Source organism: Phenylobacterium sp. NIBR 498073 (assembly GCF_027286305.1).
Lineage (GTDB): Bacteria > Pseudomonadota > Alphaproteobacteria > Caulobacterales > Caulobacteraceae > Phenylobacterium.
Genome location: NZ_CP114599.1, coordinates 2,900,709 through 2,916,149, shown reverse-complemented (window position 1 = coordinate 2,916,149; position 15,441 = coordinate 2,900,709). Strand labels below are relative to the sequence as shown.

28 protein-coding genes are annotated in these 15,441 nt (G+C 65.3%); all 28 read left to right on the top strand.

The window, feature by feature from the left end; genetic code table 11:
• Positions 1–3 precede the first annotated feature (3 nt).
• The 28 genes from rplB (at position 4) to O4N75_RS14430 (ending at position 15,431) form a co-directional block, all read left to right on the top strand.
• Positions 4–840 carry a 50S ribosomal protein L2 gene (rplB, locus tag O4N75_RS14565; RefSeq protein WP_267231789.1) on the top strand — a complete coding sequence of 279 codons (837 nt, stop codon included), beginning with the start codon at positions 4–6 and terminating at the stop codon, positions 838–840.
• Between the two features lie 3 nt (positions 841–843).
• The gene (gene rpsS / locus O4N75_RS14560) at positions 844–1,122 is read left to right on the top strand and encodes a 30S ribosomal protein S19 (protein ID WP_183777103.1); all 279 of its coding nucleotides are present in this window, start codon (positions 844–846) and stop codon (positions 1,120–1,122) included.
• A 2-nt stretch (positions 1,123–1,124) separates the two neighbouring features.
• Entirely contained in the window at positions 1,125–1,505 is a 381-nt protein-coding gene (gene rplV / locus O4N75_RS14555) for a 50S ribosomal protein L22 (RefSeq protein ID WP_056018081.1), read from the top strand.
• Complete coding sequence (gene rpsC, locus O4N75_RS14550; RefSeq protein ID WP_267231791.1) at positions 1,505–2,263, top strand: 30S ribosomal protein S3; 759 nt, start codon at positions 1,505–1,507, stop codon at positions 2,261–2,263. Before rplV ends, rpsC begins: the two co-directional genes overlap by 1 nt.
• Before the next feature lie 9 nt (positions 2,264–2,272).
• Entirely contained in the window at positions 2,273–2,701 is a 429-nt protein-coding gene (gene rplP / locus O4N75_RS14545; RefSeq protein ID WP_183777101.1) for a 50S ribosomal protein L16, read from the top strand.
• Positions 2,701–2,895 carry a 50S ribosomal protein L29 gene (gene rpmC, locus O4N75_RS14540; protein ID WP_267231792.1) on the top strand — a complete coding sequence of 65 codons (195 nt, stop codon included), beginning with the start codon at positions 2,701–2,703 and terminating at the stop codon, positions 2,893–2,895. The genes rplP and rpmC overlap by 1 nt, the downstream gene beginning before the upstream one ends.
• Before the next feature lie 13 nt (positions 2,896–2,908).
• On the top strand, positions 2,909–3,160 hold the full coding sequence (rpsQ, locus tag O4N75_RS14535; RefSeq protein WP_267231793.1) for a 30S ribosomal protein S17: 252 nt from the start codon (positions 2,909–2,911) through the stop codon (positions 3,158–3,160).
• A gap of 15 nt (positions 3,161–3,175) precedes the next feature.
• Complete coding sequence (gene rplN / locus O4N75_RS14530) at positions 3,176–3,544, top strand: 50S ribosomal protein L14 (RefSeq protein ID WP_056018090.1); 369 nt, start codon at positions 3,176–3,178, stop codon at positions 3,542–3,544.
• A complete protein-coding gene (gene rplX, locus O4N75_RS14525; protein WP_269626211.1) occupies positions 3,544–3,858 on the top strand; it encodes a 50S ribosomal protein L24 in 315 nt (104 codons plus the stop codon). The genes rplN and rplX overlap by 1 nt, the downstream gene beginning before the upstream one ends.
• A complete protein-coding gene (gene rplE / locus O4N75_RS14520; RefSeq protein ID WP_267231795.1) occupies positions 3,851–4,411 on the top strand; it encodes a 50S ribosomal protein L5 in 561 nt (186 codons plus the stop codon). The genes rplX and rplE overlap by 8 nt, the downstream gene beginning before the upstream one ends.
• Positions 4,412–4,432: 21 nt before the next feature.
• Complete coding sequence (gene rpsN, locus O4N75_RS14515) at positions 4,433–4,738, top strand: 30S ribosomal protein S14 (protein ID WP_183777097.1); 306 nt, start codon at positions 4,433–4,435, stop codon at positions 4,736–4,738.
• A 10-nt stretch (positions 4,739–4,748) separates the two neighbouring features.
• Entirely contained in the window at positions 4,749–5,144 is a 396-nt protein-coding gene (gene rpsH, locus O4N75_RS14510) for a 30S ribosomal protein S8 (RefSeq protein ID WP_183777096.1), read from the top strand.
• 1 nt (position 5,145) lies between these two features.
• On the top strand, positions 5,146–5,679 hold the full coding sequence (gene rplF, locus O4N75_RS14505) for a 50S ribosomal protein L6 (protein WP_269626210.1): 534 nt from the start codon (positions 5,146–5,148) through the stop codon (positions 5,677–5,679).
• A 3-nt stretch (positions 5,680–5,682) separates the two neighbouring features.
• On the top strand, positions 5,683–6,036 hold the full coding sequence (gene rplR, locus O4N75_RS14500) for a 50S ribosomal protein L18 (protein WP_267231797.1): 354 nt from the start codon (positions 5,683–5,685) through the stop codon (positions 6,034–6,036).
• Between the two features lie 10 nt (positions 6,037–6,046).
• Positions 6,047–6,655 (top strand): 30S ribosomal protein S5, encoded by a 609-nt coding sequence (gene rpsE / locus O4N75_RS14495; protein WP_183777093.1) that lies wholly within the window; start codon positions 6,047–6,049, stop codon positions 6,653–6,655.
• A gap of 3 nt (positions 6,656–6,658) precedes the next feature.
• On the top strand, positions 6,659–6,838 hold the full coding sequence (gene rpmD / locus O4N75_RS14490; protein ID WP_183777092.1) for a 50S ribosomal protein L30: 180 nt from the start codon (positions 6,659–6,661) through the stop codon (positions 6,836–6,838).
• Between the two features lie 134 nt (positions 6,839–6,972).
• Complete coding sequence (gene rplO / locus O4N75_RS14485) at positions 6,973–7,458, top strand: 50S ribosomal protein L15 (RefSeq protein WP_269626209.1); 486 nt, start codon at positions 6,973–6,975, stop codon at positions 7,456–7,458.
• 159 nt (positions 7,459–7,617) lie between these two features.
• Positions 7,618–8,967: a preprotein translocase subunit SecY gene (secY, locus tag O4N75_RS14480; protein ID WP_267231799.1), complete on the top strand. Its 1,350-nt coding sequence runs from the start codon at positions 7,618–7,620 to the stop codon at positions 8,965–8,967.
• 49 nt (positions 8,968–9,016) lie between these two features.
• Positions 9,017–9,580, top strand: a complete 564-nt coding sequence (locus tag O4N75_RS14475) for an adenylate kinase (RefSeq protein ID WP_267231800.1) — start codon at positions 9,017–9,019, stop codon at positions 9,578–9,580.
• 201 nt (positions 9,581–9,781) lie between these two features.
• Complete coding sequence (rpsM, locus tag O4N75_RS14470; RefSeq protein ID WP_267231801.1) at positions 9,782–10,150, top strand: 30S ribosomal protein S13; 369 nt, start codon at positions 9,782–9,784, stop codon at positions 10,148–10,150.
• A gap of 12 nt (positions 10,151–10,162) precedes the next feature.
• Positions 10,163–10,552: a 30S ribosomal protein S11 gene (gene rpsK, locus O4N75_RS14465; protein WP_056018114.1), complete on the top strand. Its 390-nt coding sequence runs from the start codon at positions 10,163–10,165 to the stop codon at positions 10,550–10,552.
• An 80-nt stretch (positions 10,553–10,632) separates the two neighbouring features.
• A complete protein-coding gene (locus O4N75_RS14460) occupies positions 10,633–11,649 on the top strand; it encodes a DNA-directed RNA polymerase subunit alpha (protein WP_267231802.1) in 1,017 nt (338 codons plus the stop codon).
• A 217-nt stretch (positions 11,650–11,866) separates the two neighbouring features.
• A complete protein-coding gene (gene rplQ / locus O4N75_RS14455) occupies positions 11,867–12,283 on the top strand; it encodes a 50S ribosomal protein L17 (protein WP_269626208.1) in 417 nt (138 codons plus the stop codon).
• Between the two features lie 88 nt (positions 12,284–12,371).
• The gene (locus O4N75_RS14450; protein WP_269626207.1) at positions 12,372–13,613 is read left to right on the top strand and encodes an ectonucleotide pyrophosphatase/phosphodiesterase; all 1,242 of its coding nucleotides are present in this window, start codon (positions 12,372–12,374) and stop codon (positions 13,611–13,613) included.
• Between the two features lie 102 nt (positions 13,614–13,715).
• On the top strand, positions 13,716–14,174 hold the full coding sequence (locus O4N75_RS14445; protein WP_269626206.1) for a VOC family protein: 459 nt from the start codon (positions 13,716–13,718) through the stop codon (positions 14,172–14,174).
• 20 nt (positions 14,175–14,194) lie between these two features.
• On the top strand, positions 14,195–14,641 hold the full coding sequence (locus O4N75_RS14440; protein WP_267231805.1) for a VOC family protein: 447 nt from the start codon (positions 14,195–14,197) through the stop codon (positions 14,639–14,641).
• A complete protein-coding gene (locus O4N75_RS14435) occupies positions 14,638–14,970 on the top strand; it encodes a metalloregulator ArsR/SmtB family transcription factor (protein WP_269626205.1) in 333 nt (110 codons plus the stop codon). The genes O4N75_RS14440 and O4N75_RS14435 overlap by 4 nt, the downstream gene beginning before the upstream one ends.
• Complete coding sequence (locus tag O4N75_RS14430) at positions 14,967–15,431, top strand: SRPBCC family protein (protein WP_269626204.1); 465 nt, start codon at positions 14,967–14,969, stop codon at positions 15,429–15,431. The genes O4N75_RS14435 and O4N75_RS14430 overlap by 4 nt, the downstream gene beginning before the upstream one ends.
• Positions 15,432–15,441 lie beyond the last annotated feature (10 nt).

The window sequence follows — 15,441 nt, the reverse complement described above, 5'->3', positions numbered from 1 at the left end:
TCGATGGCTCTGAAGCAATTCAAACCGACCTCGCCGGGCCGTCGCGGCCTCGTGCTGGTCGACAAGTCCGACCTGCACAAGGGCGGCCCGATCAAGTCGCTCGTCGAAGGCCTGACCAAGTCGGGCGGTCGTGGCGGCGGTGGCCGCATTGCCGTCCGCTTCCGCGGCGGCGGCGCCAAGCGCCTGTACCGCAAGGTCGACTTCAAGCGTCGCAAGTTCGACATGCCGGCCACGGTCGAGCGTCTTGAGTACGACCCGAACCGCACGGCGTTCATCGCCCTCATCAAGTATGAGGACGGCGAACTGGCCTACATCCTGGCTCCGCAACGCCTGAAGGCCGGTGACGTCGTCATCGCCGCCGAGAAGGCCGACGTGAAGCCGGGCAACGCCATGCCGCTGCGCGGCATGCCGATCGGCACCATCATCCACAACATCGAGCTGAAGCCCCTCAAGGGCGGCCAGCTTGCTCGTTCGGCTGGAGCCTACGCCCAGCTGGTCGGCCGCGACGCCGGCTACGCTCAGATCCGTCTGGGCTCGGGCGAACTGCGGATGGTGCAGGACAGCTGCATGGCCACCGTCGGCGCCGTGTCGAACCAGGACCACATGAACCAGGTCCTCGGCAAGGCCGGCCGCAAGCGTCACATGGGCTTCCGCCCGCACGTCCGCGGCGTCGTCATGAACCCGGTCGATCACCCGCACGGCGGCGGTGAAGGCCGCACCTCGGGCGGTCGCCACCCGGTCACCCCGTGGGGCAAGCCGACCAAGGGTTCGAAGACCCGTTCTAACAAGACGACGGATAAGTACATCATCCGTTCTCGCCACGCTCGGAAGGCTCGCTAAGCCATGACCCGTTCTGTCTGGAAAGGTCCGTTCGTCGACGGATACCTCCTCAAGAAGGCCGACAACGCTCTGTCGTCCGGCCGCAAGGACGTCATCAAGACCTGGTCGCGCCGCTCGACCATCATGCCGCAGTTCGTCGGCCTGACGTTCGGCGTCCACAACGGCCAGAAGCACGTTCCGGTGCTGATCAGCGAAGACATGGTCGGCATGAAGCTCGGTGAGTTCGCTCCGACCCGGTACTTCCCTGGCCACGCGGCCGACAAGAAGGCCAAGAGGAAGTAACCATGGCAAAGCAAGCTAAAGCACGCCGCCTGACCGGCGTTGAGGCGATGGCCAAGGTGACGACTCTGCGCACCAGCCCGCGCAAGCTGAACCTCGTGGCTCAGTCGATCCGCGGCCTGAAGGTGCAGCGCGCCCTCAACGAGCTGGAGTTCAGCCACAAGCGCATCGCCCGCGATGTGCGCAAGGCGCTCTACTCGGCCATCTCGAACGCCGAGAACAACCACAACCTCGACATCGACAACCTGGTCGTCGCCGAGGCCTTCGTGGGCAAGAACCTGGTGATGAAGCGCTTCGCCGCCCGCGCTCGCGGCCGTGCTTCGCGCATCGAAAAGCCGTTCAGCGAGATCACCATTGTGGTCCGCGAATTGGGTGAGGCCGCCTGATGGGTCAGAAAGTCAATCCGGTCGGGCTTCGCCTCGGCATCAACCGCACGTGGGACTCGCGCTGGTTCGCCAAGAAGGCGGACTACGGCAAGCTCCTGCATGAGGACATCAAGATCCGCAAGCAGCTGAAGAAGCGCCTGTATCAAGCCGGCGTTTCGCGGATCATCATCGAGCGTCCGCACAAGAAGTGCCGCATCACCATCTATGCCGCGCGCCCCGGCGTGATCATCGGCAAGAAGGGCGCGGACATCGACAAGCTGCGCAAGGACGTGGCGGCGATCACGGAAGGCGAAGTTCATCTGAACATCGTCGAAATCCGCAAGCCGGAAACCGACGCCCAGCTGGTGGCCGAGAACATCGCCCAGCAGCTCGAGCGCCGCGTCGCCTTCCGTCGCGCCATGAAGCGTTCGCTGCAAAGCGCGATGCGTCTGGGCGCCAAGGGCATGCGCATCGAAGTGGCCGGCCGTCTGGGCGGCGCCGAAATCGCCCGTACCGAGTCGTATCACGAGGGCCGCGTTCCGCGTCACACCCTCCGCGCCGACATCGACTACGGCGTGACTGAGGCCTCGACCACCTACGGCATCATCGGCGTGAAGGTGTGGGTCTTCAAGGGCGAGGTCCTGGACCACGACCCGATGGCTCTCGACAAGCGCCTGGCCTCGGAATCCGGCCCGGCCGGCGAGGGCGGTGGACGTGAACGTGGCGACCGCGGCGACCGCGGTCCGCGCCGCGACCGTCGCGAGCAAGCTGGAGCCTAAGGTAGAGCCATGCTGTCTCCGAAGAAGACCAAGTACCGCAAGCAGTTCAAGGGCAAGATCCACGGCGTTGCGAAGGGCGGCTTCTCGCTGAACTTCGGGTCGTACGGTCTGAAGTCCGTTGAACCGGAACGCATCACCGCGCGTCAGATCGAAGCGGCTCGTCGGGCGATCACCCGCCAGATGAAGCGCCAAGGTCGCGTGTGGATCCGGATTTTCCCGGACGTCCCGGTCACCGACAAGCCGGCTGAAGTGCGGATGGGTAAGGGCAAGGGCGCGGTCGAGTACTGGGCCGCGCGCGTTCACCCTGGCCGTATCATGTTTGAAATCGACGGCGTGCCGGACGATGTCGCTCGTGAAGCCTTGCGCCTCGGCGCCGCCAAGCTTCCGGTGAAGACCCGTATCGTCACCCGCATCGACGCCGCCGTGGAGCACGCGTGATGAAGATCGACGATATCCGGGGCATGACGCCCGACCAACTCGGCGAGGCCCTGCTGAACCTGAAGAAGGAGCAGTTCAATCTGCGCTTCCAGGCGGCGACCGGCCAGGTCGAGAAGACCCACCGCGTGAACGAAGTCCGTAAGGACATCGCGCGGATCAAGACCGTCCTGCACGCCAAGCAGACCGCGGCGTAAGGAGACAACGAACATGCCGAAGCGAATTCTCGAAGGCGTCGTCGTCTCGGACAAGGGCGATAAGACGATCGTGGTGAAGGTCGAGCGGACCTTCCTGCATCCGGTGCTGAAGAAGACCGTTCGTCGGTCGAAGAAGTACCACGCTCATGACGAGGCCAACGTCTACAAGGCCGGCGACGTCGCGCGCATCATCGAATGCGCCCCGAAGTCGAAAACCAAGACCTGGGAAGCGCTGCCGAAGGGCGCCGACCAGCAAGCCTCCTAAAGAAAGTCTCATCCCATGATTCAGATGCAGACTAACCTCGAGGTCGCCGACAATTCCGGCGCCCGTCGTGTGATGTGCATCAAGGTGCTTGGTGGCGCTGGTCGCCGCTACGCCGGCGTTGGCGACAAGATCGTCGTCTCCGTGAAGGAAGCCATTCCGCGCGGTCGCGTGAAGAAGGGCGACGTGCTGCAGGCGATCGTCGTCCGCACGTCCTCGGCGATCAAGCGCAAGGACGGTTCGGTGATCCGTTTCGATAAGAACGCCGCCGTGATCGTGAACAAGCAATCCGAGCCGATCGGCACGCGGATCTTTGGCCCGGTTCCCCGCGAACTGCGCGCCAAGAACCACATGAAGATCATCTCGCTCGCCCCCGAGGTGTTGTAATGGCCGCGAAGATCAAGAAGGGCGACCGCGTCGTCGTCCTCACGGGCAAGGACAAGGGCCGTCAAGGCGCCGTCCTGCGCGTGCTGCCGAAGGAAGACCGCGTCGTGGTCGAGGGCCTGAACATGGTTCAGCGCCACACCCGTCCGACGCAGACCGATCCGCAGGGCGGCATCAAGAACAAGGAAGCGGCGATCCACATCTCGAACGTGGCCATCGTCGACTCCAAGGGCAAGCCGACCCGCGTCGGCTTCCGCGTCGAAGGCGACAAGAAGGTCCGCGTCGCCAAGACGACCGGTGAGGTGATCAATGGCTGAGCAAGCTTACGAGCCGCGGCTTAAGACCGAATATCGCGCGCGCATCCGCGCCGCGATGAAGGAGCAGTTCGGCTACTCCAACGAGATGCAGATCCCCAAGCTGGACAAGATCGTCCTGAACATGGGGATCGGCGAGGCCGTGACCGACTCCAAGAAGGTCCAGGCCGCGATCGCCGATCTGACCAAGATCTCCGGGCAGAAGCCTGTCGCGACCAAGGCCCGCAACTCCATCGCCGGCTTCAAGCTGCGCGAGGGCATGGTGGTCGGTGCGAAGGTGACCCTTCGCAAAGATCGCATGTATGAGTTCCTGGACCGTCTGATCACGATCGCGCTGCCGCGCGTGAAGGACTTCCGGGGCCTGAAGCCCACTTCGTTCGACGGTCGTGGCAACTACGCCATGGGTCTGAAGGAACACATCGTGTTCCCGGAGATCAACTACGACCAGATCGATCAAATGTGGGGCATGGACATCATCGTCGCCACGACTGCGAAGACCGACGACGAAGCGCGCGCGCTTCTCAAGGAATTCCAGTTCCCGTTCGTTCAAGCGTAAGCGGCGGGAAGGAAAGAACAAATGGCCAAAAAAAGCGCCGTCAATCGCAACGAGATGGTCCGCAAGCTGGTGAAGCAATTCGCCGCGAAGCGTGAAGAGCTCAAGGCGATCGCCAACGACGAGAGCCTGCCGCTCGAAGAACGCTTCGAAGCGCGCCTGAAGCTCGCCGAACTGCCGCGTAACTCGTCCAAGACCCGCATCCGTAATCGTTGCGAAGTCACGGGCCGTCCGCGCGCCTACTACCGCAAGCTTAAGATGAGCCGGATCGCGCTGCGCGAACTGGGCTCGAACGGCCAGATTCCTGGCCTCGTCAAGTCGAGCTGGTGAGGAGGGTCTCATGGTGAACGACCCCGTTGGCGATATGATCGCCCGCATCAAGAACGCCGCCACCCGCGGCCGTTCGAAGGTTTCCACCCCGGCTTCGAAGATGCGCGCGCGCGTCCTCGACGTCCTGGCGGAGGAAGGCTACATCCGCGGCTACCAACTCGTTCAGAAGCCGGGCGCGTTCCCGGAGTTCGAGATCGAGCTGAAGTACTTCGACGGCCAGCCGGTGATCGCTGAGATCCGCCGCGTGTCGAAGCCGGGCCGCCGCGTCTATTCGTCGATCAAGGACCTGAAGCCGATCAAGAACGGCCTGGGTATCTCGATCCTGTCGACGCCGAAGGGCGTCATGTCGGACACGGCCGCGCGCGACGCGAACGTGGGCGGCGAAGTCCTGTTGCGGGTCTACTAAGATGTCGCGGATTGGAAAGAAGGCGGTCGCCGTCCCCGCGGGCGTGACGGTGACCATCGACGGCCAGACCGTCACGGTGAAGGGACCCAAGGGTCAACTCGCCTGGACCGTGGCCGAAGAAATCGAAGTGAAGCAGGAAGGCGCTGAGCTCCTGCTCACCAAGCGCGTCGACACCACCCGGGCGCAAGCCATGTGGGGCCTGTCGCGCACCCTGGTGAGCAACATGGTGACCGGCGTGACCCAGGGCTTCGAGCAAACCCTCGAGCTGGTCGGCGTCGGTTACCGCGCCGCGATGAAGGGCCAGGCGCTCTCCATGCAGCTGGGTTTCAGCCACGACGTCGACGTGCCCCCGCCCGCCGGGATCACGTTCGCGACGCCGAAGCAGACCGAGATCAAGATCTCGGGCATCGACAAGCAAGCCGTCGGCGAGATCGCTTCTAAGATCCGCCGCCTGCGTCCGCCGGAGCCCTACAAGGGCAAGGGCGTCCGTTATGCCGGCGAGAAGGTTCGCCGCAAGGAAGGCAAGAAGAAGTAGGTCATGGCTCTTAAACCCCGTGATACCGCCAAGCGGCGCGCCGAGCGCAACCGCATCCGTCTGCGGTCGGTGGCGAATGGTCGGCCGCGTCTGTCGGTCTTCCGCTCGTCCAAGAACATCTACGCCCAGGTCATCGATGATGAGCGCGGCGTGACCCTGGCTGCCGCCTCGACCCTCGAGGGCGACAAGCAGAAGGGTTCCGACAAGGACGCCGCCGCCCGTGTGGGCGCGCTCGTGGCGCAACGCGCCATGGAAAAGGGCGTCAAGGACGTCGTCTTCGATCGTGGCGGGTACATCTACCACGGCCGGGTGAAAGCCCTGGCCGACGCCGCGCGCGAAGCCGGCCTGAACTTCTAGGGGTACGCTGATGGCTCGTGGAAACGAACAACGTGGTGGTGACGGCCAAGGCCGTCGTGACCGCAACCGCGGCAATCAAGCGGAAGAGCGCGCCGAATCCGACATCGTCGAGAAGCTGGTGCACATCAACCGCGTCGCCGCCACCGTGAAGGGCGGCCGTCGCTTCTCGTTCGCCGCCCTGATGGTGGTCGGCGATCAGAAGGGCCGCGTCGGCTACGGTCATGGCAAGGCGCGTGAAGTGCCGGAAGCCATCCGCAAGGCGACCGAGGAAGCCAAGAAGTCGATGATCCGCGTGCCGCTCCGCGAGAGCCGCACCCTGCACCACGACGGCGCTGGCCGTTGGGGCGCCGGCAAGGTCATGGTCCGCTCGGCTCCTCCGGGCACCGGCGTCATCGCCGGCGGTCCGATGCGTGCGGTGCTCGAAACCCTCGGCGTCCAGGACGTCGTCGGCAAGTCGGTCGGCTCGTCGAACCCCTACAACATGGTGCGCGCGACCTTCGAGGCGCTGAAGGCTCAGTCTTCGCCCCGCCAGGTCGCCGCCAAGCGCGGCAAGAAGGTCGCCGACGTGCTGGGCCGCAAGGCCGACAGCGCTGCGGTCGCCGCCGCTGACGGAGAGTAATCCATGGCTAAGGTGACCGTTCGTCAGACGGCGAGCCCCATCCGCCGCAAGAGCGATCAGCGCGCGACCCTCATCGGTCTCGGTCTGAACCGCATCGGCCGCGTGTCGGTCCTGGAAGACACCCCGTCGGTGCGCGGGATGATCGCCAAGGTCCATCACATGGTGGAAGTGATCGAAGGCTAAGCGCCTTTCGACTGGACGTTTAGGAGAGGCGGCGCCAAAAGCGTCGCCTCTTCGGCCGTTTCGGCGGCCAAGTTTTCTTTTCAGCCGAGTCCGGGGTGGTCCCCGGGCGACAGATCTCCAAGGAGAGGCGTCACATGACCAAGCTCAACGAACTTTCGCCGCGCGAAGGCTCCACCAAGAACCGCATGCGCGTCGGCCGCGGCCCGGGTTCGGGCAAGGGCAAGACCGGCGGCCGTGGTGTGAAGGGCCAGAAGTCCCGCACCGGCGTGTCGATCAACGGCTTCGAAGGCGGCCAGATGCCGCTGCACATGCGGATGCCGAAGCGTGGCTTCAACAACCCGTTCGCCAAGGAATTCGCCGAAGTGAACCTGTGGCGCCTGGAGCAGGCGATCGCCGCCGGCAAGCTCGACGCCAAGAAGGCCATCGACGGCGCCGCCCTGGTGGCCGCCGGCGTGCTGCGTCGTGAAAAGGACGGCGTGAAGCTGCTCGGCAAGGGCGAGCTGAAGTCGAAGATCGAAATCACCGTCTACTCGGCCTCGGCCTCGGCCAAGGCTGCGGTCGAAAAGGCCGGCGGCAAGGTCACCACGACCGCTCCGGCCGCTGCTGAAGCCGCCGAGTAAGCCGCTCTCTCCGCGCTTTAGGCGCGGGGACCCACGCTGACCATCCGGCGCCGGCCTGGCCCGCTTCCACACATTTGGGGGAGGGTGAGGCAAGGCGGCCGGATGACAGCGCAGGATGGACGCCCTATGTACGTCCGGTCCTTCAGTCTGGGGTTCTAAATGGCTTCGGCCGCCGAACAGCTCGCAGCGAATATGAACTTCGGCGCCTTCCAGAAGGCGACGGAGCTGCACAAGCGCATCCTCTTCACCCTGGGTGCGCTGATCGTCTATCGCCTGGGGACCTACATCCCGATTCCGGGCATCGACCCGGCGGCGTTCGCCCAGGCCTTCCAAGGCCAGGCGCAAGGCATCCTCGGGATGTTCAACATGTTCTCGGGGGGCGCCGTCCAGCGGATGGCGATCTTCTCGCTGAACGTGATGCCGTACATCTCGGCCTCCATCATCGTTCAGCTGCTCGGCACGGTGTATCCGCCGTGGGAGAAGCTGCGTAAGGAAGGCGGCGAGGCCGGACGCAAGACGCTCAACCAGTACACCCGCTACCTGACGGTCGTGCTGGCGCTGTTCCAATCCTTCGCCATCGCCACCGGGCTGCAGAACAGCCCCGGCCTGGTGCTCAACCCCGGCCTGTTCTTCCTGGCTTCGACGGTCGTCACCCTGACCGGCGGGACCCTGTTCCTGATGTGGCTGGGCGAGCAGATCACCAGCCGCGGCGTCGGCAACGGCGTGTCGCTGATCATCTTCGCCGGCATCGTCGCGGTGCTGCCGCAGGGCGTCTGGCAGATGTTCACAATGACGCGCACCGGCTCGCTGTCGCCGTTCGCGATGTTCGCGATCATCGCCCTGGCCATCGCCGTCGTGTTCGCCATCGTCTTCATGGAGCGCTCGCAGCGCCGCCTGCTGGTGCAGTATCCGAAGCGCCAGCAAGGCAACCGCATGTTCGGCGGCGACACCTCGTTCCTGCCGCTGAAGATCAACACCGCGGGCGTCATCCCGCCGATCTTCGCCTCGTCGCTGCTGCTGCTGCCGACGACCGCGATGGGCTTCCTGGCGACCGCCGACCTGCCGGCCTGGGCGCAGTGGCTGCCCGGGATGGTGGGCCAGCTGCAGCACGGACGCCCGGCGTTCATGGTGCTCTATGCGCTGCTGATCATCTTCTTCTGCTTCTTCTACACGTCGGTCGTCTTCAATCCGGACGACACCGCCGAGAACCTGCGCAAGTACGGCGGCTTCCTGCCGGGCATCCGCCCGGGCAAGAGGACGGCGGAATATCTCGACTACGTGCTGACGCGCCTGACCGTGATCGGTGCGGCGTACATCACGCTGGTCTGCCTGATGCCGGAAGCGCTGATCGGGTACTTCAAGGCGCCGTTCTATCTGGGCGGCACCTCGATCCTGATCGTCGTGAGCGTGACGATGGATACGGTGACGCAGATCCAGTCGCATCTGCTGGCCCACCAGTACGAAGGCCTGATCAAGAAATCCAAGCTCCGCGGCGGACGCGGGCGCTAGGGATCGGACCGGCCGAAAGGGGCGGCCGGGGAGGGGGACATTTAAGAAGATGAATTTGATCCTGTTCGGCCCGCCGGCGGCGGGCAAGGGGACCCAGGCCAAGCGCCTGGTGGACTCCCGCAAGATGGTCCAGCTCTCCACCGGAGACATGCTGCGCGCCGCGATCGCGTCGGGCTCCGAGCTCGGCAAGCGCGTCGAGGGCGTGATGCAGCGGGGCGAGCTGGTCACCGACGAGATCGTCATTGCGCTGATCGAAGAGCGTCTGCCGGAGGCCGAGGCGGCCGGCGGGGCGATCTTCGACGGCTTTCCGCGGACCCTGGCTCAGGCCAAGGCGCTCGACGAGATGCTGGCCAAGCGCGGCTCGCGAATCGATCTAGTGCTGCGCCTGAAGGTGGACGACGAGCAGCTCCTCAATCGAGTTGCAGGTCGCTTCGCCGAGTCGGGCCGCCCCGACGACAATCCCGAGAGCTTCAAGGTGCGGCTCTCGGCCTACAACGACCAGACCGCGCCCTTGTTGCCGTACTATCAGGACCAGAAAAAGCTGGTTGAGCTGGACGGCATGGGCTCGATCGAGGACGTCGCCGCCGGAATCGACCAGGCCCTCAAGGCCTGACGACCGGCGACAAACCCGCCCAGCGATTGCGGAAGTCTGAAAACCTTCAGATTCCTGCGATTGCTCCATTGACGGAAACGCAACGTTCCCTATAACGGTGCGCTTCCGCGAAAGGGCGCGAAGGACGTGCCGGCCTTCCCATACGGGATTCTGGGCCGGGGCGCCGTTCGCGCTTCTCTGCGTGACTAGGAGATTCAACGCGTGGCCCGTATCGCTGGCGTCAACATTCCGACTAACAAGCGCGTCGTCATCGCGCTGCAGTACATCCATGGGATCGGCCAGGCGAAAGCCAAGGAGATCGTCCATAAGGTTGGCATCGAAGACGCTCGCCGCGTCAATCAGCTGACCGATGCTGAAGTGCTGCAGATCCGTGAGACGATCGACCGCGACTACCTCGTCGAGGGCGACCTGCGTCGCGAGACGGCGGTCAACATCAAGCGTCTGATGGACCTGGCCTGCTACCGCGGCCTGCGTCACCGTAAGGGCCTGCCGGTCCGCGGTCAGCGCACCCACACGAACGCCCGCACCCGCAAGGGTCCGGCCAAGCCGATCGCCGGCAAGAAGAAGTAAGAGAGCTTAGCGATGGCCAAGGAACCGGCGCGCGTCAAACGTCGCGAACGCAAGAACATCACCTCGGGCGTGGCGCACGTGAACGCCTCGTTCAACAACACCATGATCACCATCACGGACGCGCAGGGGAACACCATCTCCTGGTCGTCGGCCGGCATGATGGGGTTCAAGGGTTCCCGGAAGTCGACCCCGTACGCCGCGCAGATGGCGGCCGAGGACGCTGGCCGCAAGGCCGCCGAGCACGGCGTGAAGACCCTCGAAGTGAACGTCTCCGGTCCGGGTTCCGGCCGTGAGTCGGCGCTGCGCGCGCTTCAGGCGGTCGGCATGACGATCACCACCATCCGCGACGTGACCCCCATTCCGCATAACGGCTGCCGGCCGCCCAAGCGCCGGCGGGTCTAAGTACCGCAGTACCGCACTCCCCACGCGCCGGACCGAGCTTTTCGTGTCCGGCGATCCTGCGTTTCGAGGGACATCTCTACGTGATCGAAAGAAACTGGAACGAGCTCATCCGTCCCGAGAAGCCGCTGATCGAGGCCGGAACCGACGCGAACCGCAAGGCGCGTCTGGTGGCCGAGCCGCTCGAGCGCGGTTTCGGGGTGACGCTCGGCAACAGCCTCCGCCGTGTGCTTCTGTCGTCGCTGCAGGGCGCGGCCGTCACCGCCGTCCAGATCGACGGCGTGGTGCATGAGTTCTCGTCGCTGGAAGGCGTTCGCGAGGACGTTGTCGACATCGTCCTGAACATCAAGCAACTGGCGCTGCGCATGCACGCCGAGGGCCCCAAGCGCATGACGCTGAAGGCCACCGGTCCGGGCGTGGTGACCGCCGGCCAGATCGAAGTCCCGTCGGACATCGAGATCCTGAACCCCGACCACGTGCTCTGCACGCTGGACGACGGCGCCACCGTGCGCATGGAGTTCACGGTCAACAACGGCAAGGGCTACGTCCCGGCCGAGCGCAACCGTCCGGAAGACGCCCCGATCGGTCTGATCGCGGTCGACAGCCTGTACTCGCCGGTCAAGCGCGTCGCCTATCGCGTCGAGCCGACCCGCCAGGGCCAGAGCCTCGACTACGACAAGCTGATCATGGAAGTGGAAACCAACGGCGCGATCTCGCCGGTGGACGCGGTGGCCTTCGCCGCCCGTATCCTCCAGGACCAGCTGCAGATCTTCATCACCTTCGAAGAACCGAAGAAGAAGGTCGAAGGCGAGTCCAAGCCGGAACTGCCGTTCAACCCGGCGCTGCTGAAGAAGGTCGACGAGCTGGAGCTCTCGGTTCGCTCGGCCAACTGCCTGAAGAACGACAACATCGTCTACATCGGCGACCTGATCCAGAAGACCGAGGCGGAAATGCTCCGCACTCCGAACTTCGGCCGCAAGTCGTTGAACGAGATCAAGGAAGTGCTCGCCGGCATGAACCTGCATCTCGGCATGGACGTGCCGAACTGGCCGCCGGAAAACATCGAAGAACTCGCCAAGAAGTTCGACGATCAGATGTAAGACCCCCCGAGGCCCGCCTGGCGGGCCTCGGTACTTTTGGACTGCGCGTCGACTCCGCGCCGCTTCGGCGGCGAGGGCCCAGGGACTCCGCATCGCGGTCGAGGGCTCCGGCGCTTCGTTCTGACCCAGGCGGGAGCAGGCTGGGACTTGGTTAGGCAAGGGCGACGGTCCGACAAGTCGGAGCGCCCAGCGGGCCCATAGGCCCAGGAGATATGAAATGCGTCACGGCAAAGCCCATCGCAAACTGGGTCGCACGACCGCCCACCGCACCGCGATGTTCGCCAACATGGCGGCGAGCCTGATCAAGCACGAGCAGATCGTCACCACCCTGCCGAAGGCCAAGGAACTGCGTCCGGTCGTCGAAAAGCTGGTCACCCTGGCCAAGCGCGGCGACCTGCACGCTCGCCGTCAGGCGATCAGCAAGGTTCGCGACGTCGAGCAGGTCGGCAAGCTCTTCGCCGTCCTCGGCCCGCGCTACAAGGAACGTCAGGGCGGCTACATCCGCGTCCTGAAGGCCGGCTACCGCTACGGCGACAACGCCCCGCTGGCCGTGATCGAGTTCGTCGATCGCGACCCGGCCGAAAAGGGCAAGGACTCGGGCCCGGTGCAGAACGTCGGCTTCGCCGACGAATAAGCCGACCCAATCTCAGACTTTCGCGGAGCCCCGGACGGAAACGTCCGGGGCTTTTGCTATGTACGGTTGCTCGGCTAGCTTCACCGTCATGAGATCGCTCCGACACCTCTGGGCCAGCGTCCTGATCATCCTGGCCCTTGCGGCCTGCGCGCCGACGCCGATCAAGCCGGACCTGGCGGCCAAGACGCCAGCGCCGCTGCTGATCCTGGTTTCGATCGACGGCTTCCGCGCCGACTATCTGGACCGCGGGGTCACGCCGAACCTGTCCCGTCTGGCGCAGGAGGGCGTGCACGGCGTCATCCGGCCATCGTTCCCCAGCAAGACCTTCCCGAACCACTACACGCTTGTGACGGGGCAGCGGCCTGACCGTCACGGGATCATCGACAACAACATGCTCGATGCGGAGATTCCGGGCGTGAAGTTCGCGCTGTCGAACAAGGCGGCGGTCGCTGACGCGCGCTGGTGGGACGACGGCACGCCGATCTGGGTCAGCGCCGAGCGTGCTGGGATCAGGACGGCGACGATGTTCTGGCCGGGATCGGAGGCGGCGATCCACGGCGTGCGGCCTAGCCAGTGGCTGCCGTTCAACCAGGCGCTCAGTGCGACCGCGCGGGTCGACCAGGTGCTGGCCTGGCTGGACGCGCCACCCGAGCAGCGGCCGAGGTTCGTCACCCTCTATTTCGACGAGGTCGACACCGCCGGCCATTGGAGCGGGCCGGACTCGCCGGAGCTCACCGAGATGCTGCGCCGGACCGACGCGGCGATCGGCCGGCTGACCGAGCGCCTAGCGGCTCGCGGCCTGACCGCCAACCTGATTGTTACCGCAGACCATGGGATGGCGCCGATTTCCCGGGAGCGGGTGATCTATGTCGACGACATCCTGCCCAAGGATGCCGGCCAGTCGGTGGCTATGGGCGCCTTCATGTCCTACTATCCGGCCGCCGGGCGTGAGGCCGAAGTTGAAGCCGCGCTGATCACGCCTCATGAGCACATGACCTGCTGGCGCAGGAGCGAGATCCCCGCCCGCTATCACTTCGGAGCCCATCGCCGGGTCGCGCCGATCTTCTGCCTCTCGCAGACCGGCTGGGAGATCACCACCCATGAGTGGGTCGCCAAGCGGCCGATCCGCGGCGGCGATCACGGCTTCGACCCCGCTGCGCCCGAAATGGCGGCGGTGTTCATTGGGCACGGCCCGGGTTTCCGTCGCGGCGTCGTCACCCCGACCACGGACAACGTCGATGTCTACACGGTGCTGACCGATCTGCTGGGCGTGAAGCCTGAACCGAATGACGGTGGGCGGGTGCTCGCTGACGCGGCCCTGGCGCAATGAACTATATATTTGCGCATTATCGAAAATATTCTATGATTGTGAAATCAGCGTCGAGGGGGTGACCGCGGCCATTTCCGGCCGCTCCTCCGATGGAGGCGTGACATGGGCGACCGTGCGAGGCTTCCCACGATAGGGCCGCTGCTCTGGTACCAGGATGCGATGGGCGCCATCGCTTGGCTCGAAAGGGCGTTCGGCTTCGAGGCCGGCATGGTCGTTGAGGACGGGCGGGGCGGCGTCATCCACTCCGAACTCTGGCTGCTTGGCGGCTATGTAATGGTGGTCGGACCGCCTGTCGGCGACGGCGCGGTCAGTCCGGCCACATTCGGCGGGCGCTCGACCCAGTCGGTCCACGTCCAGCTGCAGTCGGGTCTCGACGAGCTCTGCGCACGCGCGCGCGCAGCCGGGGCGAAGATAGAGCGGGAGCCCGCCGACCAGCCCTATGGCGACCGTGTCTTCACCTGTCGCGATGTGGAGGACCACCCGTGGTCATTCGGCCAGACGGTCGAGAAGTTGTCAGTCGCGCAGATGGAGCAGGCCACCGGCCACAAGATCAAAGTCTGACCCGCCCAGAGGAGGACGCCATGTCCGCAGGTTTCCGTTCCGCGTTGTTCTACCAGGACCCGAAGGCGGCTCTGGCCTGGCTCGAAGAGGCCTTCGGCTTCGAGCTCGTCATGCTGCTGGAGGACGCCGACGGCAATGTCGCCCACTCCCAGATGGAGTTCGGAGACAGCTACGTGATGATCGGCCAGGAATGGAGCGCCGATCACAAGAGCCCCAAGTCGGTGGGCGGCAAGAACACCCAGACGGTCCACGTGCAGATCGACAGCGACGTCGACGCCCACTTCGCGCGGGCCAAGGCCGCCGGGGCGGAGATCATGGCCGAGCCGGAGACGCAATTCTACGGCGACCGGACCTATCGCTGCCGCGATCCTGAGGGACACATCTGGACGGTGTCGCAGACCGTGGCCAGCGTAAGCCGCGAGGAGGCGGAGGCCGCGAGCGGCCTTAAGATCACCGGCTGGCGATGAGCGCAGCGCGCAAGCTTGATACGACCCTGGCGGCGCTGGCTGATCCCGCCCGCCGCCAGGTGGTCGACCTGCTGGTGCGGGGGCCGCGTGCGGCAGGCGAACTGGCTCGGGAACTCGGGGTGTCGGCTCCGACGATGAGCCGACACCTGCGCGCCCTGCGCGAGGGCGGGCTGGTGGAGGAAAGCCATCCGCAGTTCGACGCCCGCGTCCGGATCTATGCCTTGAGGCCCGAGCCGATGGTTCATCTGCTGAAATGGCTGGAGGAGAGCGAGCGGCTGTGGAGCGAGCAGCTGGCCGCCTTCAAGGCTCATGTCGAGACGACCCCGTGACCTCGAAGGTCTATGTCGCCCTGCGGGTGAAGGCTTCGCCGGAGCGGGCGTTCTCCGCCTTTGTCGGCGAGATCGGCGCTTGGTGGCGGCCCAACGGCCTCTTCCAGACCACGCCGCGCGCGCCGGGCGTGCTGGCGTTCGAGGCGGGGGAGGGCGGGCGTCTGACCGAGACCCTGGAAAGCGGCAAGGTCTTCGAGATCGGCCGCATCCTGGTCTGGGAACCGCCGGCGCGGCTGGTCTTCTCGTGGCGGCAGGCGAACTTCCCGCCAGACCTGCACACCCAAGTCGAGGTGCGCTTTGAGGCGGTCGGCGAAGAAACGCGGGTCAGCGTCGAGCACCGCGGCTTCGACCAGGTGCCGGAGGGCGCGGCCCGCCACGGGTTCCCGGACGAAGTGCTGCTGATGCGGTTGGCTGAATGGTGGCGCGCGCTGCTGACATCCTACCGCGACACGTCGGCCTAAGACGGCGAAC